Origin of the sequence: Mesorhizobium sp. LCM 4577, assembly GCF_001854795.2 — a bacterium.
Lineage (GTDB): Bacteria > Pseudomonadota > Alphaproteobacteria > Rhizobiales > Rhizobiaceae > Mesorhizobium > Mesorhizobium plurifarium.
On the sequence record NZ_MDDU01000013.1, the window covers coordinates 74,010 to 94,831 of the forward strand.

The window sequence follows — 20,822 nt, forward strand, 5'->3', positions numbered from 1 at the left end:
CGACGCCGGATCGCAGCACTCCTTCTGCCTCTATGTTCCGGACCGAGGAATGTAAGCCGGAACGGCCTGACCGCGAGATCGTGAGCGAAGAAAGGCCCGCCGTCCAGGCGGGCCTTTCGCCTGCGCGAAGGCGAGGGCCTACTTGTTGCAATTCTGCATGTTGGATGTGGTGTTGCCACTAGCGGTGTTGTTGTCGATGTCGTTGCCGGCGGCGTCCTTGCATCGATCGCTGGACCCGTTGGGCTTGGTCGTGGTGCTGTTTGTGGCGTTTGGATCGACCTTGCCGCCATTGCCGTTATTGTTGCCGGTGCCCGTCATGGTGCCTGTGCCATTGGTGCCCGTCGTGGCACCGGTCCCGTTACCGCCGGTTCCGGTGCCCGAGCCGCCGGATTGTGCCATTGCGGATGTGGCGAGGATGATTGCGACGGCCGAAGCCGAGAGAAGCTTAATCATGGGGAGTCTCCTGTTTGATCGCCCGATTGCGATGTGAGTCAAACAAGAGATTCCAGCCGTTGTTCCAGTTTACCTGTCTGTGGGCATGAGGAACAATTGAGGTTATTTGTTCGTGCGGACTTTCTGGCGCGGGTTGATTCCGCCTGCCGAGGTGGTGTCGTTTTCGACATCTCCCTCGACCGTGTTCTCACCATGCTCCAATTCGTCGCCTTCCTTGATGGTGCCCTTGGAGGTGCCGATGCCGGGATCGTTCCCCATGTCGGCGTCGCTCGGTTTTTTCGATTTCGGGTGCTGGTTTCCGCTCATGGCTGTTCCTCGCTGTATCTTTCCGAACCGGAGGCGGCGCCGAATGTTCCGGCGTCAAACGCCGAACGGATAGGTTTCGGGCACGCCTTCAGCGGCGTGCCCGGGGCCGAGCGGCGTGACGGCGCTGGTTTCATCGAACCAGACGAAGGCGTCGAACTGCCGGGCCAACGAAGCGTCGGCATAGTGGCTGTGCAATTCGGTCTCCGGCCGGTAGATCACGCCGATGAAGCGCTCCAGACGGCGCTCGGTCAGACGGTCGCGCAGCTTCGGGTCGCGCCCGAGGTCGAGCAGGAACCGGTCGATGCCGGCGTCGTGGCAGAGCCGCTCGTAGCTGTCCTCGCGCGAAGGCCGCACCGACTTGATTTCCATCTCACCGTCCCAGTCGGTTGCCGCGGCGACTGTGCCTGCATGCGTGCCGAAGCCGATGAGTGCGGCGGCATCGCCGAAGCGCTGCCGGCAGAGCTGGCCGATATTCACTTCCTCGCGCGAGATTCCCATTTCGGTGTAACGCGCATCGCCGATGTGGGAATTGTGCGCCCACACCACGGCTTTGGCGTTCGGTCCCCGCGCGTCGAGAATGTGTTCCAGCGTTTCGAACATATGCGTGTCGCGCAAATTCCAGGATTGCGATCCGCCGTAATACATAGTGCGGTAATAACGCTCGGCGGAGGCAATGAGCCGCGCGTTCTGCGCGGCGTCGAAAAGGTCCTCGCCGTCCTGGCCGGCATGGTCGAGCTGCCTTGCAAGCATGTCGCGGCATTGTTCGAGGACCGCTTCCTCGCATTCGCGATAGCCCTTGGTCAGCGCGGCCCGGGCATAGGTCGACGGTTCGGTCTGCCACGGCGTCAGGCAGCCATAGCGCTCCCGCGCAACTCTTGCCGCTTCCGGGTCAACGCGGTCGAGATAGTCCAGGACGGCGGCGATCGAGCCGCGCATGTTGTAGATATCGAGGCCATAGAAGCCTGCTTGCGGCTGGAATGCCTTGACCCTGTCATTGTGCTCGCGCAGCCATTCCACGAATGCCGCGACGTCGGTGTTGCGCCACATCCAGGTTGGAAAGCGCTGGAACGGCCGAGCGGCGCCAGGCGAGGCGCCGCGGCCGCGGACATAGCGGTCGATCGCGGCGGCATCGGGCCAATCGGCCTCGACCGCGACGATCGTGAAGCCATGCCTCTCGATCAGCCTTCTGGTGATCGCCGCGCGCGCCCGGTAGAATTCGGACGTGCCGTGGCTGGCCTCGCCGAGCAGGACGGCCCGCCGGTCCGCAAACCGGTCGAACGCTTCGGCGAAGCGGGGGTCGTCGAAGTCCAAAAGCGGCTCGGCCGCCGCCGCGATCATCTCCGGCAGGCTGTGCGGGCGGGCAAGCGGTATCGTGCGGGCAATCCGTGGGCGGCTTTCCTCCCGCCAGCCCTGTTCGCCGATCAACGGGACGAAGCGCACCCCGCCGAAATCCTCCTCGCTGTAAGTCGATGCGCCGGTGCGGGTTACCTTGAGCAGCCGCTGCTCGTCGGCATCGTCGCCGACCGGAATAACCAGCCTGCCGCCGACATCGAGCTGTTGCTGCAAGGCCAGCGGCGCACCCGGTCCGCTCGCAGCCACCACGATGGCATCGAAGGGCGCCGCTTCGGGCCAGCCCCTTGTGCCGTCGCCGGTCCGCACTTCGATGTTGCCATAGCCAAGGTTTTGGAAACGCCGCCGCGCGACTTCGGCCAGCGCCGCATGGCGTTCGATCGTGTAGACATGGTCGACGACGCGGCTCATGACCGCGGCTGCGTAGCCAGATCCGGTGCCGACTTCGAGCACCTGGTCGCCGGGGCGGATCTGTGCCATTTCCAGCATGAAGGCGACGATGTAGGGCTGCGATATGGTCTGCCCTTCCGCGATCGGCAACGGTCCGTCTTCATAGGCGAATTCCTCGTAGCCAGGTTCGACGAAGGCTTCGCGCGGAACCTCGCGCATCGCCGCCAGGATCTCCCTGTCACGGATGCCGCGACGACCGAGATGAACGTCGACCATGCGGCGGCGCTCTCGCGAAAGATCAAGCACCGGAATTCCCTCCGTCCCGCCTATGCGCCGACGCTGCCCGGCCAAAGCGTCTGAATGTCGCTGGGCAGGGCGGCGCGCACCTTGGCCGATTGGCCGAGATCGACATGATGGACAAGTGTCTTGAATACCGCGCGCGCCGCATCGCCGGGATCGACCGGGCGCGTGGCCTTCAATGCGTCCGCAACCGGGTCCAGAAACTCGTCGATAGATCGGTCGCGGTTTGGCTGATCGGACGGGTTGTACTGATCGTAATAGGCTCCGCGGATCAGGAGCGGCAACTCGGCGGCGAGATTGGCTCCCAGATCCGGCGGCAGCCTGTCGCGCAAGGTCCGCAGGACGACGCCGAGGGTATGCCACGCCAACTGCCGATCGGGCCCGAGATCATCCATGATCTCCTTCAGCCAGATATTGGTGGTCTGTATCGTCTTGTCGAAAACGTCGAGGCCATTAGAGCTCATCATCGCCTCCAGATGAGAAAAATGCCCACACGCCCATCGAAGACAGAACACGCTACCGGAGTTATTGTTTCGTCCGTTTGGCAATGTTTTGATTGGCTGCCCGGAAATTCTGGAAACCGTCCTCATCGGCAGAGGCGCCAGAGTCTGCTTTCAGCCCAACACCCCGCAAGTTGGCGTACCGCTTCCGGCCCAAATCGGGACATTTGCCGACGGGTCAAAGCGGCGTCACTACCTAGCATCAGGAGGCACATGCTAGCTGACAGGCGAAGGCTGGAGGTCATCGACCATCTGCGTCGAGAACAGATTGCCGGCGGCGTGCCGGATGTCAGTTGCGAGCGCTCGGGCCGTCACGCAACGCGATTGACCCAGGAGGGTGCAATGACGAAGACCACGGACATCGATACGCTCGATGAAGTCGACCACGTCCTTGGCGAAGAATACGAGCACGAACCCGTTCCCATTTCCGCCAGGCGGAGCACGTTTTCGGTGACGACCGTCTGGATCGGGTTCCCGATGATCATTACAGGAGCGATGACCGGATCCATCCTYGTGCTCGGCATGGGGTTCCGCAACGCGCTCTGGGCGATGGGGATCGGCAACCTCATCATGTTCGCTTACGTCGGCGCGCTCGGCCTTCTGGGGACGCGGCGCGGCATCAACTTCTGTGCCATATGGACCGACGGCCCGGCAGCCGCCGTCGGGTGTGCGGCGTGCGATCGCCGGGCCTAACCGGGCAGTTGTGAGTCCAGCCGGCTGACCGCATCATATAAGGTGAATCTAATATTTCGTCATGCGAACAGGGGAAAGCCGCGCACCGACCCATGACTTGAACTGATTAGTCCTAAACTGGCCGAGAAGCGCTCCAGACTTTGCACGAGACCGCAATTGCCGAAATGACTTACGGCAAGCTCCAAGATACCTGACGGTCCCGGTCCGTGATGGAGCCCATAAGCCGGTATTGTGTCAGCTCCTACTGATGGACGTCCCATAGTTAGCACGCCCTGGCGCCCTGCTGCCGGCTGGTTCAAACGTCCTTCGTTCGGATGGCGATTACTTTAGCATAGGCCGATATAAGAATATCAGCCGGCGTCCTGTATCTAGTCCGTGCCCCCGCCGGTCAGGCCCGGCTCGTGGGCACCCCCCGCTTCGAGCCGGGCCGCTCACCGATCGGTTGGTCCCCGTTTGCGGTTGGCTATCGGTTTTGCCGGTCTTCGCGCACAACGTTGTAGAGAAGCAGTCCAGCCATCAAAGACACGACGGCGCCCACCATGTCGTGGCCGGTCAGCCCCGAATAATACACGAACGCAAATGCCAACTCGGCCATGGGTCCACCTGAGCGCGCGATACTTGGTGAGAGAACCCTTAGAGCAAGCTAATGTTCCTGACGGTCAGCGCCAATGCAGGCAACATGGCGTCCGGCCGTTGTTTGATCGGGCGGTTTCGCGTCTGGGCCGAACCATTCACGCAAGCGGGCTCGGGTTCACGACGGCGGATTCATGCGCCCACAACCGGCTACCGCTCGGCCGTCCCTTCGGAAACGCCGGACTGCATCCTGGACTTGCCTATCGGAAAGCGCGTGACATCTGGTCGGTGAGCGGCTTCAGCAGATAAGACCAGACACTGCGTTGGCCTGTGCTTATATGAACCTCGGCCGGCATGCCGGGCTTGAGCACCTTCGTATCCCTCAGGCAACCGGTCTTGTTCTCGACGCTGATGCGTGCCGAGAAATAGGAGAGCTGGCGCTGCGGGTCCTTGATCAGGTCCGCGGAAATCCACTTCACCGCGCCCTGGCATGCGGGCGTCGTGCCGGCATCGAAGGCCGGGAAGCGGATCGAGACCGGTCGACCTGGCTGAATGTCATCCACCCGCGCAGGCGGAATGAGCGCGTCCACGACAAGATTGTCCGCATCGGGGACAATCGTCATCAGCAGTTCCCCGGGAGCGATTACGCCGCCGATCGTGTGGACGGTGGATTGCTGTATCGTTCCCGATTGGGGGGCGCGGATTTCAGTTTTGGTGAGCTCGTCCTGAGCCACGATCCTGCGTTCGTCGAGCTCGGTCCGCTTGGCTTCGGTTTCGCGCAGCTCCTTTGTCACTTCGCTGCGCCTTTGCTCGTCGAGCTGCAGAACCTGCAACTCGGTTTCGGTGATCTTGACCTGCGCTTCCGCGACGGCCGCCGCCAGCCGTCCGGACTCGCCTTTGGCCCGTGTCGCGTCCAATCTGACGTTGCTGAGCCTCTCCTTCGAAACCAGTTTCTTGGAATAGAGAGCATCCACATCGGTGAGGTCGCGGCCCAGCAAGGCCGCGGATTCGTCCATCGCGGCCTGCTGTGCCTTCAGGCCTTCGAGCTGTCGCTGGATCTGCTCGGTCTGGCTGCGAAGAAGCGTCTTTTGGCCGGCCAATTCCGAAGCTCGCGTTTGGAGCAAGGCGCGCTCGCCGTCGACCAGCGCCACCACGCTTGGCTTGTTCATCTCCGCTTGAAGAGCGGCTGGAAGCTGCATTGTCGTCAGCCCCTGTCGCTCCGCCTCGAGACGGGCAAGCCGCGCTGTGGCGCGATCGAAATCCTCGCTGATGATCTGGAGGTTTGCGCGTGCCAGCGTGTCATCCAGCCTGACCAACACGTCGCCCGCCCGGACATGATCGCCATCCTGCGCAAAGATGCCGCTGATCGTGCCGCCGGCCTGGTGCTGCACCTTCTTGGTGTTGCTTTCGACCACCACGGTCGCGGGGGCGATCACGGCGCCGGCGATCTCGGTCAAGCCGAGCCACAGCCCTCCGCCAACCACCAGCAGGCAAGTCACCGCCAGGCCGAGAGCCAGGCTCGGGCCGAGGCTGCCGGGCGGCTTGAGCGTGTTCGCGCCCGGGGAGAGCGAAACAGCACCGAAGCCAGCATAGGAGCGCAGGTCCGCAAACAGGCGAGGCAGGACGTCACGGATGTCCGGCACGAAGCGAGGCAGGACGTCACGCATGTCCGCTTACACCTCTCTGGGTCGGAATGATCGGACGATGGGTGGCGGGAACGGGTGGTCGCGTCATGCTCGACAAGACCTCCTCGCGGGAGCCAAAGGAGCGGACCATGCCGTTGGCCAGCACCAAGACCTGGTCGATGTTGGTGAGAGCGGACGGGCGGTGCGCGACAACGATCACGATGCCTCCGCGTTGACGGACAGCCAGAATCGCTCCGGCGAGTGCCGCGTCACCTTCGACATCAAGGTTCGAGTTAGGCTCGTCCAGAACAACCAGGAACGGCTCGCCATAGAGCGCCCTGGCGAGGCCGATCAATTGTCTCTGGCCTGCCGACAGGGCCCTGCCTCCTTCGCCGATGCGGGTTTGGAAACCCTCCGGCAGATGCATGATCATCGAATAGACGCCTGCTGCTCTCGCGGCTGCGAGCACGCCCTTGGGGTCGCTCTTGCCGCCGAACCTCGAGATGTTGTCCGCCACGGTTCCATCGAAAAGTTCAACGTCCTGCGGCAGATAGCCGATATGAGCGCCGAGCGAATGCGGCGCCCACTGATCGAGAGGGGCCCCGTCCAGCCTTACTTTGCCATTGAGCGGCTTCCAGGCGCCGACCAAGGCTCGCACCAGCGTCGTCTTCCCGGAACCGCTTGGGCCCACGATGGCCATGCCCGCGCCGCTGGACAGCTGGAAACTTACATCTAGCACGGTCGGCTTGGGCGTGCCGGGCGGCGCCACCGTCAGCCTCTCGACAGTCAGCCGCGTTTGCGGCCGGGGCAATTCCAAGGGCTCGACCGGGTCTTCGAACGAATCCAACATAGCCTTGAGCTGGAAATAGCTGTGCCTTGTCGCCAGGAAGCCTTTCCAGTTTGCGATCGCCGCATCGACCGGAGCAAGCGCGCGGCCCAGCAAGATCGATGATGCGATGATCACGCCGGGGGATGCTTCGCCGCCAATGACCAGATAGGCGCCGAGGCCCAGCACTGAAGACTGCAGCGCCATCCTCAGCGCCTTCGACAATGAACCGGTCCCTCCGATGATGTCGGAGAGCCGCTCCTGATGCGCCAGGTAGCTATGAACGATATCGCTCCAGCGCCCGGCCAGTCTGGAGGAGAGGCCCATCGCGTGGACGACCTCCGCATTGCGGCGGCCGGACTCGGCAAGAGCGCGCTGCGAGATCATCGCTTCGGATGTCAGCCTGGCGGGCCCGCGGCCGAAGATCTCCGCCACCGCGGTCAGCGCCACCACAGCAAGGGCGCCGATCGTCGCCAATGCGCCAAGCGACGGGTGCAGCAGATAAATGACCAGCAAATAGAAGGGAATCCAGGGCGCGTCGAATATGACGGTCGGCCCGGATCCCGAAAGGAAGCCACGCAGGTGATCAAGGTCCCGCAGCGGATTGAGCCTGTCCGCCTCCCGCCCCGCCTTGAGTGGCAAAAGCACCGATATCGCGAACGCCCTTTGATGAAGATTTCTGTAGAGCCGGCTGGCAATGCGGACCAACAGGCGAAGCCGCACGAAGTCGAGCAGCCCGTAGGCCGCGTAAAGGCCCAGCATTCCAATCGTTAACCCGACGAGGGTCGGAACGCTCTGGGACGGCAGCACCCGATCATAGACCTGAAGCATATAGAGAGACCCGGTCAGCGCCAGGAGGTTTGTCACCGCTGAAAAAAGCCCAACCCCGAACAAGCCCTGAGCGCAGTCCGACATTGCGATCCGTAAAAGGGAGGAGGATTCTTGCTTGCTCTTCATTTGCCTTCTGATTTTTCACGCGGATAGCCGCGCGGCTTTGTTGGCGCTGCCCGAGATGGGAAACTTTGACTGCATGGATATGCCTGGTCCGAGCGATTGCCGGACGTGAAGCGTCGCTAATGTAGCCTACTTTAATCCAAATGAAGCGAAATCGTGACCCCTGTGCCAAAACGGGGCAGTAAATCGGTGGAAAGTGGGGATAATGTCAGGAGAAAATTTTCATAATATCACGACCGACGAAGCGAGATTTGACTGAAAACATTGAGCTTTTCTTGAAGGGCGCCGAGGAAGGAGCGGAACCCGATCACTTATTTTGACCGGTGAAACCGGTATGTGATTTCTGTCTAATATACCTTTCGTCTAGGCAAGCCGTGCAGGGGGCGTTGCCGAATTACAAGAAGGAACAAGTATGGCAACTTTGCACTATGCATCGGGCGGTTCGGCCGCCGAGGTTGCAACAGCCGGATTCAATCTGGTCGACGTTCAGTACCTTTCCCAGGTGAACGCGCTTCCCGACGGAATGAAGGGATTGGTCTATCTCAGCGCCCATGATGGCGTCACCCAGTCGTTCATCGACAAGGTCACTCCATTCCTCAACAATTCGAAGGTTTTCGGATTCTTCCTGATGGACGAGCCGGATCCGACCGGAAGATGGGGAACTTATGCGAGCGCTGAAAACCTGAAGGCGGAATCGGACTGGATCCACTCGCATTTTCCGGGCGCGAAGACCTTCATCACGATGATGAATATGGGGTCTTCCACCAATCCGGATTTCACCAACACCTACAATCCCGCAAACACCGGTATCGATTATTACGGTCTTGACCCCTATCCGGTGCGCACCGGCACAACCAGCGTCGACTACGACATGATCGACAGGGCCGTGGCCGCGGCCGTGAAGTCCGGTATCCCGATCGACAAGATCATTCCCGTCTACCAGACCTTCGGCGGCGGCGGCTGGGAAACCGACACGGGCGGAAAGCACGTCATGCCCACCACGTCGCAAATGCAGACGATGATGGATCACTGGGCCAAGCTCGTGCCGTCGCCGGCGTTCGACTACGCTTATGCGTGGGGCTCCCAGAACGGCGACACCGCGCTTGAGAATTCACCGGAGCTGCAGGCGTTGTTCCGGCAGCACAATGCCAGCTCGACCTCGTCGGCGCCGCCGGCGACCACAGAGCCGACACCGCCAACCTCCGAGCCTGCTCCGACAACATCAGACGCGACGCCGCCGACGACGAGCACAGATCCTTCCCACAACGATCATGTAATCCATGGCGGTAAGGGCAACGACACTTATCATATCAACAACGCGCATGATAAAGTCATGGAAGCCAACGGTGGCGGCTTCGACAAGGTGATGGCATCGGTAAGCTATGCTCTGTCCGCCGGCTCGCATGTCGAGCAGCTTTCCACCTCCAGCACGCGCGGCAAGGCCGCTATCGATCTGACGGGCAACGAGTTCGGCCAGACGATCCTCGGCAACAACGGCGATAACAAGATAAATGGCGGTGGCGGGTCTGACCTGTTGAAGGGCTATGGCGGACACGATGCCTTCGTGTTCGACACGGCGCTTGGAAAGTACAACATCGACAAGATCGCCGATTTCGATGTCTCTCGGGACAAGATCTATCTCGACCACGGCATATTCGCCGGGCTTCAGAAAGGCGCGCTCGCAACCGGCGATTTCCATACCGGTCGCAGCGCACATGATGCGAGCGATCACATCATCTACAACAGCGCGACAGGAGCGCTGTCCTTCGACAGCGACGGGATCGGCGGCCATGCGCAGGTCCAGTTTGCCAGTCTCTCGCCACATCTGCACCTGGGCGAGAACTCCTTTCTTGTGACCTGACAGGAGGCTTACCGATAGGAGCGCCCGGCGCTCCTATCGGCCTGGCTCGGAAACCGGCCTCCATGCCATTCCTGGAACTTGCAAAACCAACAGGGCTTGGCCCGTTGGCCTCTCCTCTGCGGTCTTCAGTTGCCGCTTGCCGGACCGAATCCCAACTAAGTCAACTCTCGCGTGTRCCGCTTGCCTGGCTCCCGCCTTTTTCTCGAATCTGCGGGAACATTTTCCGGCGATCGAGGTTTCACAGGCCTGGGACAAGGGCGCGGGAGGATGACATGCCGAGCTACGAGGTCGAGGAGATTTTCGCCGGAAAGGTGATTGTCTCGCACAAGATCGTCGCGCCAACGCCCTTCCGGGCCGCAAAGATTGCAACCAATCGGGACGTTACCCTGCGAAATTCCGAGGTTCGATGGATACGGGTCTTTGAGGAAGACCGACGGCACCGGGCGTATGAATACACCGTCATTGAGCGACCGCAGTTTGTATCGCGCGCTGGGCCGTCATAGAGCCTCGGCGCCCGGCCAGCTTTCTCTATTTTCCCCATCCGATAGCGAGAGATCTCGCGTCCAGCAGCAGTAAACCGCTGGGAGATTCGCGTCGAACCCGCATCGGTTTCCGACACCCACTTCCCTGATCACTACGCGGAACCGGCTGGTCCCGTCATTCGAACAGACGAGGACAAGTCCAGGGGGTGCCCCTAGCTTTGATGGTCGACTGACGCATTCCTCGCAAAGACAGCGGACCATGAAAGACTATCCAAGTTCCAGCCATTTCGGGCAGCTGGCGAACCGCAGCTTTTGGGGAGTGGCGAAATGAAGCCGCACCTGGTCTGCGTCGGCGGCGAGGATCACGCTCTGCGAATTCCATTCCTCATGGAGGTGCGTGAGAGGGGCTTCCAGATCACTGCCGTTTCGACCTGCGACGGCGCCTCATTCCTAAGACATGGGATAGCGCACAGACGCTATGGCTTCGACCGCTTCAGCAGCGGCAGTGGGAAAGCGGGCACGGTCAGGGCGCTGCGCGGATTGATAGTCGAGTTGCGGCCCGACATCGTGCAGAGTTTCGACACCAAGCCTAATCTCTTGACCCCGCTCGCGGTGCGAGGGCAAGTGCCGATTGTCCGCACGATCAACGGGTTGGGTTGGACGTTCTCATCGCATTCACCGCGCGCGTTGATGCTTCGGCCGATCTTCTGCGGGCTGCAGTGGCTGTCGTCGTTCTGGACGGCAGCGACAGTGTTCCAAAACCACGACGATCGGACGTTCTTCGAAAGGTATCGGCTGCTTGGACACAGCGACAAGCGTCTCATCGCCGGCTCCGGCATCGACATTGGCGCATTCGCGGCTGCGAGACACCTTGGGCCGTCCGCCGTGACAATGCGGCAGGAACTAGGGCTTCAATCGGCTGAAGTCGTGATGTTTGTCGGCCGGCTGACCCGGCAGAAGGGGATTCCGACCCTCCTCAAGGCCGTGCCGAAAGTTCTCGCCAAACGGCCAGACGCGCGCTTCGTGTTAATTGGGCCGTGGCAATCCGAAGGCCCCTTTGCGGTCGACGAATCGGAAATCCGGCGGCTTGGGTCAAAAGTCGTCGTGTTGGGGAAACGCCAGGACATTCCTTCGCTCCTGGGCATGGCCGACGTCTTCGCCTTTCCAACCGAATACCGCGAGGGAATTCCTCGCGTGTTGCTGGAGGCAGGGCTAGCGGGCCTGCCCATCGTAGCCTCAAGGATGCCAGGCTGCGCCGATGTCGTCCAGGATGGATGGAACGGCTATCTGGTTGCACCGCGCGATCCGGATGCGTTGGCGGATCGCATAGTCGACCTGCTCTCGGATCGCGCGCACGCCAAAGCCATGGGTGCCCGGAGCGCCGCGCTCGTCAGAGAGCGTTTTGCCCTTTCGGGAGTGGTCGAGCAGTATTGCGACCTCTACAGGAGCGTCCTGGCGACTCAGGCCAGAGGCGGTCTTGCACACTCCGCGTCGGCAGACCGTGTCGCCAAGCGCCGATTGGGCGAGGCGCGCCGATGATAAGGGATGCATTGCTCGCTGCGGGCGTTGCCTTGTCCTTCGCGTCGCAGGTATCGGTACCGGGTTTGCCATTCGGTTACGGTGAGCTGTTCCTCGTGCTCTGGATCGTGCTGTCCGTCGGCCGGATACTGGCAGGCGGCCCGATCGAGGCGACGCCGGCCTTTTTAAAATTGGCGAAGTTCTGGTTGCTTCTGTCGTTGACGTTGGCGATCGGCACCGCCGTCGGCTACTCCACAACCGTGCTCTACCTCACAGGGTTGTCGCACGACGCGATGGCCTATGCGCTGTTGGCGAGCGTCACCTGTCTTGCCGCCCTGGAACCCGACGCCGAGTCCCATCTTCGGCGCAGCGCCTGGTGCGTGATCGCAATCGCTTTCGGCGCTTTCATGGTCCAACTCGGGCTTGCCTGGGGTTGGATCCATCAGTCGGGGATAGATCCGTGGTATTGGGATCGCTTGCGCGGCTGGTCGGAAAATCCCAACCAACTCGCGCTTTATTGCGCGGTCTTCGGCCCACTGGCTCTGCACCTTGCGGTGACCACCAACAACCGATGGGCCCAGTTCTTCGCGCTATCGAGCCTTATCCCGATCTTCTATGTCGGACGGCTGACCAAAAGCGACACCTATCTTTACACCACTATTCTGAGCTGCCTCGTGTTTCTCGGACTGCGGCTCAGGGTATGGTTCGCCTCCGCCTCTGACCGAGCCAGTCTTTCCCGGCAGATTGCGCTCTTGCTGATCGTTGGCGCCGTTCCCTTGGCGATCGCGGTTGCGCCGTTTGCCGCCGCCGAGGAGAGCAGCGTGGCGCAGTTCGCCAAGAGCCTCACCAAGGACGGAGGCGGCGAGGCGACTGAGGAGACATTTGACCTGCGGGTCTTTCTATGGGGCGAGGCGGTCGAGAAGGGACTGGAGTCCTGGTCGCTCGGCCTTGGTCCCGGTCCGCACCTGGAGCGGCCACCGGTCGCGGACAGGCAGTTCCTGGAGCGACCGTTCGAAGCTCACAACACAATACTCGATCTCTACCTTCAGGGCGGTCTGGTGGCGGTCCTCGCCCTGATTTGGATCGTCGCATCGGCCGCCATGTCTGCCTGGCGCAGCCGGTTCGACGCGCTTTCGGTTCTTCTTGCCTCGGTGGTCGTCTTCAGCATGCCTCATCTGATCATCCGCCACCCGATCGTATGGTTCGCGCTGACGTTCTGCCTTGTCGCAGGAATGCGTCCCGAGGTTCGCCTTCGGCCCCAGCATGTGAGGGTGGCGTGATGTGTGGGATTGCCGGAATTCTGATCTCGCCGGCGCAGATGGACCCGAAGTCGCTTGAAGCGATTGAGCTTATGACAGCCTCGCTTCGGCATCGCGGACCGGATGGCCAGGGGCTGTGGGTGGATCGCGACGCCGGGATTGCCTTCGGCCACCGGCGGCTTGCCATCGTTGATCTGTCGAGCGCGGGGCAACAGCCGATGCTCTCCGCCAGCGGCCGGTACGTGATCACCTTCAACGGCGAGATTTACAATTTTCGCGACCTGCGGCGCGAACTTGAAAGCGCCGGTCGACAGTTCCGTGGGACCGGCGATACCGAAGTCTTGTTGTGCGCCATTGAGACGTGGGGCCTTGAGCCTGCCCTGAGGCGCAGCGCAGGCATGTTTGCCTTTGCGCTATGGGATCTGAAGACCAAGACCCTGCACCTTGCCCGGGACAGGATCGGCAAAAAACCGCTCTACGTCGCCCTGGCCGGGCATGCCCTGGTTTTTGCGTCGGAGCTCAAGGCAATCAGGTGCTTTCCGCACTTCTCTCCCGAGCTCGATCTCGGGGCCGCCGAAGCTATGCTTTCGAAAGGGTGGGTGCCGGATCAGGCATGCATCTGGCGGAATGCGTTCAAGTTGCCGCCCGGTTCCGTGCTCTCTATCAGGTCTGCGGATCTCGCACAGGCGGGCAGCGCCGCATCGCTTTCCCAGCGTGCCGAGCACTGGTGGTCGCTGGCCGAAATTGCCACGAAGGGCCGCGAGGACCCGATCGCCGGCGGTGACGACGATCTCACCAATGAGCTCGACGAGCTGCTTCGGCTCGCAGTTCGCGAACGTATGATTGCCGACGTGCCTTTGGGCAGCTTTCTGTCCGGCGGGATCGACAGCTCCACCGTCGCGGCTCTGATGCAGGCTCAATCCAGAAGTCCGGTGCGCACTTTCACCATCGCCTTCGCCGAGGGGGGATTTGACGAGAGCGGCTATGCCGCGGAGGTGGCAAAACATCTGGGCACGGATCATACGGAGCTTCACCTTTCGCCTGGGGCGGCACGCCAGGTCATTCCGGAGCTGCCCCGGATATGGGACGAGCCATTCGCCGACGAATCCCAGATACCGACGCTGCTGGTGGCGCGGCTCGCCCGTCAGCACGTGACGGTCGCTCTGTCGGGCGACGGTGGCGATGAGTGCTTTGCCGGCTATGGCCGCCACTTCATGGCGGATCGGCTGAAGCGTCAGCAAAGTCTTCCGCTCGCAGTGCGTCGCACGCTGGCAACCGGCTTGGACTTGCTGGCCCGTGCGGCGCGCGAGGATGTCCTGGACAGGCTCCCGCTTGCCGCAAATGTGCGCCATATGCTGCGGAGCGACCGGCTCAATCGTTTCGCCGGCTTGCTCAGCGCCAGGCATGAAGATGAATTGTATCAGCGGCTGGTAACGTCACCCACCGCGAGCCTCACGCGACGAGATCAGTCTTCATCGATCGCCGGCGCCCCGAAGCTCGACGGATTGCTGTCGCGCGTTCTCTACGACGACATGGCTGGCTACTTGCCCGGCGACATACTGGTGAAGCTGGATCGCGCCACCATGGCCAACGGTCTTGAGGGCCGGAGTCCCTTGCTTGACCACCGCGTCGTCGAGTTCGCCTGGCGCCTGCCGTCGGATGCAAAGGTGCGCAACGGCAGAGGCAAGTGGATTCTTCGCAATCTGCTGCGGCGTTATCTTCCGGACCGGCTGATCAACAGGCCGAAACAAGGGTTCGACGTTCCGGTTGCCGCATGGCTGAGAGGTCCGCTGCATAGCTGGGCGACCGATCTTCTCGCCGATATCCGGCATGACGGCGACGGCGTGCTGGACAGCGCCAAAGTGGACGGTTGCTGGCGCGATCACATGCGAGGGCAGGATCGCTCGCGCGAATTGTGGTCGGCCTTGATGTTTCAGGCCTGGCGCCATGAGACGCGGCGAGCGCCAGCCGCGACCTCCTCGCGCGAACTCGACATGGCAGGAGTATGAAATGGCAGGTACCGCCGTCAGCCGAATGAAACTTCCGCGAACCGTTCCCCAATCTGCTCCAACGGTTGTCGAACACAGGGATCGCGTACGGCCACGGCGCGAATACCAACCACCTACGCCCACGCACGAACTGGCGGCGGCCCTGGCCAGAAAAAAATGGCTGATCCTTGCCTTTGCGGTTGTCGGTGCGTTCGTCGCGGCGCTAGCCGGCCTGGCCCGCCCCGTGATGTTCGAGGCGACCAGCCAGTTGATAATCGACCCGCCGGCGCGCAGCTCCGTTGCTCCGGGCGGGTCGTCCGCGCAGGACCTTATCGATTCCAGCATCGATGATCACATCACCATGCTTTCGTCTCAGGGCCACCTGCGCCGCGTCGCGGCGGCGCTGCACGACATGGAAGGCGCCAACGCGGCGCAGGGTTCGCCTGCAACCGGAACGCCCGCACCTGGTCCAACTCCGGCGTCGATAGGGTCGCGCGCCGCTCAGATCGTCGAGCGACTTTGGCCCGACAGCGGGCAAGACGCGATCGATCCCGACCTGAAGCTGTTGAGAAATAGAATGAGAATTGGGCAGGAACTGCGATCGAGGGTGATCTCCGTTGCCTTCGCGGACGAAGACCCGGTACGAGCAGCCAAGGTCGCCAACACATTTTCCCAAGTCTATATCGACGAGCTCGCGAAAAGGCGGCAGGCAGAAGACAGGCTGGAGCTCGATAGAGTGGTCGCCAGTCTGCCCACGGTGCAAAGCGACCTCGTTTCGGCGACCGATCGGCTGGAGAAATACAGGCTGAGCCATGGGGCCGTCGATCAGGGCGCGGCTGACAACGCAGCCAGGGAAAGGGCTGACCTCAGCCAGCAGATATCGATGTCCAAGGCCGATCTAGAGGCGATGGAGGCACGCCTTCAGCATATCCAGGATCTTCGCAAACAGGGTGCTCCGATCGCCTCGCTGGCCGAAGCCATGGGTACTCCGGACCTTGCCGACCTTGCGGCTCGCCAGGCCAAGACGCCGGCGGACACCGACCTGAGCGCGAGGATCGACAACGAGATCCAGCAGGGCCTGGCGAGCGTCGAGACGCAGGTGAGCACCTACCGGGCTCAGGTCAAGGCGCTGGAAGATCGCAAGAATGTTCTCGACGTCGTGGTGGCCGACACCGCCAGCCGGCTTTCCGGTTTGCGTGCGCTCGAACCCCAGGTCAACCTGCTAACCCAACGATACAACGACCTCCTGAGCCGGCAGCAGGATCTGACGCGGCGCATCGCCGCTCCTTCAGCAGGCGTGTCGATCCTTTCCCCGGCATGGCCGCCGGCCAAACCGCAGACCTTGCCGCCGATCTTCCTGGTGCCCCCGGGAATGATCGCTTTCGCCCTACTCGGCGCAGCCTTCGTGCTGGTCCGCACCAGGTTCAATCGCGCGCTGCGCGGCGAGGCCGAGACCGAAGCAGCGCTCAGAGTTCCCTGCATTGGTCTCATTCCTGAACCTGGCAAGATCGTCATGAGGGAGCTGCGACATTTAATTCTCGATCAACCCAGATCCGCCTACAGTCGTGCCGTCACGTCGCTTCTGGTCAGCGCGGCACCAAACCAGGCCAGGTTGCGTTCCCCACATACCGTCCTGATCACGTCCAGCCTGCGCCATGACGGCGCGAATGAGCTTGCCTGGAGCCTGGCATTGGCCGCTACGCGGTTGGGTGGCCCGGTTCTTCTGATCGATCTGGAACCTACGCACCATCAACTCACGCAAGAATTCGTCCGGCAGGGTGGCGGGGCGAAGGCTCACCGATCGTTCGGCGACTTCATCCGCAATCGCTGTGCTCTGGAGGATGCAATTGTGAGTGTGCCTGGTGCGGGCGTCGACCTGATGACCGTTGCGCCGGCCGAAGATTTGCTCGAGCTTCTCGCGCGCGCAGACAGCCTTGAATGCAGGGATGAACTGCAGGCCGAGTACAGTCTGGTCATTATCAACGGGCCATCCGGGCTCGCCGGTCCGGAAGCAAGATTCCTCACGAGTTGGGCGGACGCCATCCTTCTTGCCATCCGCTGGAACAGGACGCCGCGCGATATCGCCCGCGGCGTTTTGGAGTTGCTTCAAAGGGATGGCGCGAGCTCGATTCCGATCGGTAGCGTCCTTACCCGGGTCAATCTGAAACGACACGCCAAATATCGGTTCGGTGACAGCGGGGACTTGTTGCTTACGCGGATCCCGTGAGGCCAGCCGCGAGCGCCATGTCGAGTGTTGAACCGTGATCGTCGAGCTCTTCGGTCCGCCCGGTTCGGGCAAGACAACCTTAGCCCACGCTCTTGCCAGCCGGTTGCGTGAGGATGGATACAGTGCCGAGGTCATTCGCAGCTACCGGCCGGCGATCAGGTCGGGAGCACTTGATCTGGGCGCCCTTCTGTTCGTCTCGCGGATCGTCTCGGCGACCGTCTCCACGGCCAAGGTCATTTTTTTCCCGCGCAATGGCAGATCAAATTTATCGAAATCCCTGCTCATGCTCAGAGCGATGCCGCCGAAAAAGCCGATCTGGCGTGCCCGGGCTTGGCAGCAGATACTGAAGCTGTCGCACGCCTGGGATCGAGCTAAGCTGGCCCACGATATTCTTATCTTCGACGAGGGTTATGTCCAGGCAGTCGGATCCTTGGCGGCGCTCAACGGGAATGCGGACAAAGCCGTTCTCGAAACGATGCTGGGCGATGTACCGGTCGCGGATCTCACGATCAGGGTTCTGGCGCCACGAGCGACGGTCGCGACCCGTCTTCGCCAGCGCATGGAGCGTGAGCCTCCGGCGGAGCGGCTCTTCGAAGCCGATTTCGAAGTTAATATGCGTTCCCTCGGCGTTTTTGAGACTATAAGCGATATACTTGCCGTGTCAGGGCGAGACGTCGTTTGCGCCAAGACTTCAAGCCAACGTTCCACAATGAAAAGCACGCAAGTCGTCGAGCGGGCGATCATCGCCAGATACATTCTGGGCACAACGGATGGTGAGCACCGGCGGGTCGAGCAGCCATCCGAAACACTGGGACTCTACGGGCCATAAGCCGCCATAGTATTGCCTTCCAACCTGCTGATCCAACTCGGGAAAATGCAGCCGATAAGCTGGCAGGGCCGTTGGCCGCCAACCGGGCCTTGCCGCATCCGTCATCGACGTTTCGTTTCCCCACCATGGATCGAACCGGCATTTGGATGCGTGCCATCATTCAGGTGAATGATGGCGCGATGCGACAGCCTCCGTACGCTCCCATTCCAGTCGTCAGCCGTTCTCGGAATCGCGAACCAATGTCCTACAGCGACTTTCTGAGATCCAGGGAGGGGCGGATAACAGCAAGCCCGATCGGCAGAATCGTCCGCGCCGCAGGCGGCGTTTCGGCAATGGCAATTGCAGGGCAACTCACCCTGGTCGCCACCATTCCGATATTGGCCCGCCTTTATTCACCTGCCGATTTCGGCGTCTTCACGATCTATCTCTCGACGGTGAACATCCTCGGCGCGGTCGCGGCGCTGCGCTTCGAACCCTCGCTCTACGGGGTCAAGGAAACCGAGCAGACCTACGTCACCGTAAAGCTCATCGTGCTGGCGGTATTGACGACTGGTATCCTCGCCTTTGCTGTCGGGCAGATGCTTTTGAGCTTTGCGCCTACCCAATTCAGACATCTGTTCTGGCTCGTTCCGATTGGCATGAGCGGTGCCGCGCTCGTCGAGACGATGAATTGCTGGGCTTTGCGCGCCGGCCTGCTGCGCGATTTCGCTCTCGGTCGGCTGATCCTGCCGGCGACCATGGCGCTGCTGCAATTGGTTTTTGGCTTTGCCCGTCTCGGGGGCGAATCGATGGTGCATGCGCATGTCCTCAGCCAGTTTATTTTCCTCGCCTTTCTGGGCTTTCGGATTCTGAGTTGGGATGATGTGCGCGGCATCTATCGAGCGCCGTGGAGAAGTGCCTTCGACAAGGCGGCCAGGGAATACAAGTTCCCGTTGTTCGATATCCCCGCGACGCTCGGCAGCTATGCCATCAACAATCTTCCGGCAATTCTCGTGGGTTCGTTGTTTGGCCCAGCTTTCGCCGGTTACCTCGGCGTCGCGACGCGGTTGGTGACAGGGCCAATCGTGCTGATAGCCACTCCGCTGAGCAACGTATTCGTCGCGGAGGCGAACAAGAGCAGCGATCGTGGGCACATGCTCGGCGTCGCGCGTGGCCTCCTTATCCTTGTCACGGGCCTCACTGCGTTGCCGATATTGGCGCYTGGGCTGGCTGCTCCGTACCTTGTCGTCCCGCTCCTGGGCCAGGCCTGGATCCCGACGGCACAAATCATGACCGCCTTGGCTTTCATGGGCGCCGTGCAGGCCCTGTCGACACCGCTCAGCGAAGTTCCCACCCTGTTGCGACGGCAGGAGCTGCGGCTGGTCGTAGACGCGGCGCGGATGGTGCTTGTCTTTGGTCCGCTGCTCGTCGGCGCCAAGATGGGGTGGGAAGCCATCGACGTCATCTATCTCATGGCTATTGGCGGGATGGTTGGGTTTGCCATCAAAACCGCAGCCTCACTGTACCTTCTGAAGCGGGACACCGAACCGGCACAGGCAACATTGTCGAGTCCGTATTCAATCGCGAGGAAACAGCACGATGAAGCTCCTGTTGAGTAGTGACGCGCATCCTGAAGGAGCCGTGCCGTCGCTAAAGCCGGCAGTCGCCAGCAAAAGCGAGACAAATCTGTCGGCGCTTGGCCCCGTGGCCAATCTCGCTCATGCTGCCGACGTATCATCCGCGCGCCCATTCATTTCCGTTGCCGTTCCGACGTTTCGCCGGCCGGATACCATCAGGCGCACCATCGACAGCATTGTAGGGCAAGATTTTTCCAACTGGGAACTTGTCATCAGCGACGACGAAGGACCCAAGGGATCGAGTTGGCCCATCTTGGAAGATTATGCGCGATGCGATCCGCGCATCCGGATCGTCGAAAACCACAGGGGCCGGGGGCAGGTGGAGAACACCAACAACGCCATGCTTGCCTGCTCAGGCAAGTGGATCAAATTGCTGCATGACGACGATTGGCTGGCCCCGGGAGCTCTGAAGCGATTTGCCGAGATCTCGATAAGATATCCGTCGGCAGCGTTCATGACCTGCGCAGCGCATGTTGTCGAGGAAAGCCGGGTCGTAATGCGGTCGGATCCGCCGGAGCAAAACCGGGTCTCGCTCTATTCGAGCCAGCAGTGCCTGACGGACCTCTACCTGGTACGGGTGACCAGGAGCCTTGGCATCATCCCTTCGACGCTGCTGATCAACGCTGCCGTGATCCACGCCGGATGCCAGATGCGCGCACACAAATCCATCCCGGCCGGCGTCGACCAATTGTTCTTTGTCGATCTGGCCCGTTACGGCGATATGGTGGCAATCAACGAAGGGCTGATCTTCTATGATGCGACACACCATCCGAGCATAACGACCTCGAAGAGCTATGAGGACGTGGATGAGGTCACCCTTGCCGTCAAACAGCTCAATTGGCATCTGATCGAGGATAGAAGGGGCCTCCCGGAACCGGAGCCGCTTTTGCGTGCGCTGCGGGTGGCCCGCATCCCGGCCAGGTTCCGCCATCAGTCCTGGCGAACGACGATGCGAGACGCCGTGCAGATCCTTCGGCCGTCCGTGATGAAGATCGCGAACCAGTACGCCCTGGAATACCTGTTCAGGATCCGACCGAAACTCGGCGCGCTGCAGACCCGTAAACGCTGACGC

The 20,822-nt window shown here is 61.6% G+C and carries 17 protein-coding genes; 10 read left to right on the forward strand and 7 right to left on the reverse strand.

Features of this window, described 5'->3' with window-relative positions; genetic code table 11:
• Window positions 1-138: 138 nt before the first annotated feature.
• The 4 genes from LCM4577_RS15650 to LCM4577_RS15665 form a co-directional block, all read right to left on the reverse strand.
• Window positions 139-453, reverse strand: a complete 315-nt coding sequence (locus tag LCM4577_RS15650) for a hypothetical protein (protein WP_071030503.1) — start codon at window positions 451-453, stop codon at window positions 139-141.
• A 102-nt stretch (window positions 454-555) separates the two neighbouring features.
• Window positions 556-759: a hypothetical protein gene (locus LCM4577_RS15655; protein ID WP_071030502.1), complete on the reverse strand. Its 204-nt coding sequence runs from the start codon at window positions 757-759 to the stop codon at window positions 556-558.
• Between the two features lie 54 nt (window positions 760-813).
• A complete protein-coding gene (locus LCM4577_RS15660) occupies window positions 814-2,805 on the reverse strand; it encodes a protein-L-isoaspartate(D-aspartate) O-methyltransferase (RefSeq protein WP_071072085.1) in 1,992 nt (663 codons plus the stop codon).
• Window positions 2,806-2,825: 20 nt separating this feature from the next.
• Window positions 2,826-3,263 (reverse strand): DUF2267 domain-containing protein, encoded by a 438-nt coding sequence (locus LCM4577_RS15665; protein WP_040984381.1) that lies wholly within the window; start codon window positions 3,261-3,263, stop codon window positions 2,826-2,828.
• A 378-nt stretch (window positions 3,264-3,641) separates the two neighbouring features.
• Between LCM4577_RS15665 and LCM4577_RS15670 the strand changes: the two genes are divergently transcribed.
• Entirely contained in the window at window positions 3,642-3,992 is a 351-nt protein-coding gene (locus LCM4577_RS15670) for a cytosine permease (RefSeq protein ID WP_244508335.1), read from the forward strand.
• A gap of 463 nt (window positions 3,993-4,455) precedes the next feature.
• Here the strand turns inward: LCM4577_RS15670 and LCM4577_RS15675 are convergent, their stop codons facing one another.
• The 3 genes from LCM4577_RS15675 to LCM4577_RS15685 form a co-directional block, all read right to left on the reverse strand.
• Entirely contained in the window at window positions 4,456-4,587 is a 132-nt protein-coding gene (locus LCM4577_RS15675; RefSeq protein ID WP_274535007.1) for a hypothetical protein, read from the reverse strand.
• Window positions 4,588-4,825: 238 nt separating this feature from the next.
• Window positions 4,826-6,232 (reverse strand): HlyD family type I secretion periplasmic adaptor subunit, encoded by a 1,407-nt coding sequence (locus LCM4577_RS15680; RefSeq protein WP_116390073.1) that lies wholly within the window; start codon window positions 6,230-6,232, stop codon window positions 4,826-4,828.
• Window positions 6,225-7,973 carry a type I secretion system permease/ATPase gene (locus LCM4577_RS15685; RefSeq protein ID WP_071072087.1) on the reverse strand — a complete coding sequence of 583 codons (1,749 nt, stop codon included), beginning with the start codon at window positions 7,971-7,973 and terminating at the stop codon, window positions 6,225-6,227. Before LCM4577_RS15685 ends, LCM4577_RS15680 begins: the two co-directional genes overlap by 8 nt.
• 409 nt (window positions 7,974-8,382) lie before the next feature.
• Here LCM4577_RS15685 and LCM4577_RS15690 point away from each other — a divergent pair, with 409 nt between their 5' ends.
• The 9 genes from LCM4577_RS15690 to LCM4577_RS15730 all read left to right on the forward strand — a co-directional run bounded on the left by LCM4577_RS15690 (window position 8,383) and on the right by LCM4577_RS15730 (window position 20,819).
• Window positions 8,383-9,831: a calcium-binding protein gene (locus tag LCM4577_RS15690; RefSeq protein ID WP_071072089.1), complete on the forward strand. Its 1,449-nt coding sequence runs from the start codon at window positions 8,383-8,385 to the stop codon at window positions 9,829-9,831.
• Window positions 9,832-10,103: 272 nt separating this feature from the next.
• Window positions 10,104-10,334 (forward strand): hypothetical protein, encoded by a 231-nt coding sequence (locus LCM4577_RS15695; protein WP_040983669.1) that lies wholly within the window; start codon window positions 10,104-10,106, stop codon window positions 10,332-10,334.
• Between the two features lie 306 nt (window positions 10,335-10,640).
• Window positions 10,641-11,852 carry a glycosyltransferase gene (locus LCM4577_RS15700; protein WP_071072090.1) on the forward strand — a complete coding sequence of 404 codons (1,212 nt, stop codon included), beginning with the start codon at window positions 10,641-10,643 and terminating at the stop codon, window positions 11,850-11,852.
• Complete coding sequence (locus tag LCM4577_RS15705) at window positions 11,849-13,111, forward strand: O-antigen ligase (RefSeq protein WP_041005870.1); 1,263 nt, start codon at window positions 11,849-11,851, stop codon at window positions 13,109-13,111. The genes LCM4577_RS15700 and LCM4577_RS15705 overlap by 4 nt, the downstream gene beginning before the upstream one ends.
• Window positions 13,111-15,099: an asparagine synthase (glutamine-hydrolyzing) gene (gene asnB / locus LCM4577_RS15710; RefSeq protein WP_071072092.1), complete on the forward strand. Its 1,989-nt coding sequence runs from the start codon at window positions 13,111-13,113 to the stop codon at window positions 15,097-15,099. The genes LCM4577_RS15705 and asnB overlap by 1 nt, the downstream gene beginning before the upstream one ends.
• Before the next feature lies 1 nt (window position 15,100).
• Complete coding sequence (locus LCM4577_RS15715; protein ID WP_071072094.1) at window positions 15,101-17,305, forward strand: exopolysaccharide transport family protein; 2,205 nt, start codon at window positions 15,101-15,103, stop codon at window positions 17,303-17,305.
• Window positions 17,306-17,339: 34 nt separating this feature from the next.
• On the forward strand, window positions 17,340-18,134 hold the full coding sequence (locus tag LCM4577_RS15720; RefSeq protein WP_071030493.1) for an AAA family ATPase: 795 nt from the start codon (window positions 17,340-17,342) through the stop codon (window positions 18,132-18,134).
• Window positions 18,135-18,373: 239 nt separating this feature from the next.
• Window positions 18,374-19,732, forward strand: a complete 1,359-nt coding sequence (locus LCM4577_RS15725) for a lipopolysaccharide biosynthesis protein (RefSeq protein WP_071072095.1) — start codon at window positions 18,374-18,376, stop codon at window positions 19,730-19,732.
• Window positions 19,713-20,819 (forward strand): glycosyltransferase family 2 protein, encoded by a 1,107-nt coding sequence (locus tag LCM4577_RS15730; protein WP_083354739.1) that lies wholly within the window; start codon window positions 19,713-19,715, stop codon window positions 20,817-20,819. The genes LCM4577_RS15725 and LCM4577_RS15730 overlap by 20 nt, the downstream gene beginning before the upstream one ends.
• Window positions 20,820-20,822: the final 3 nt, after the last annotated feature.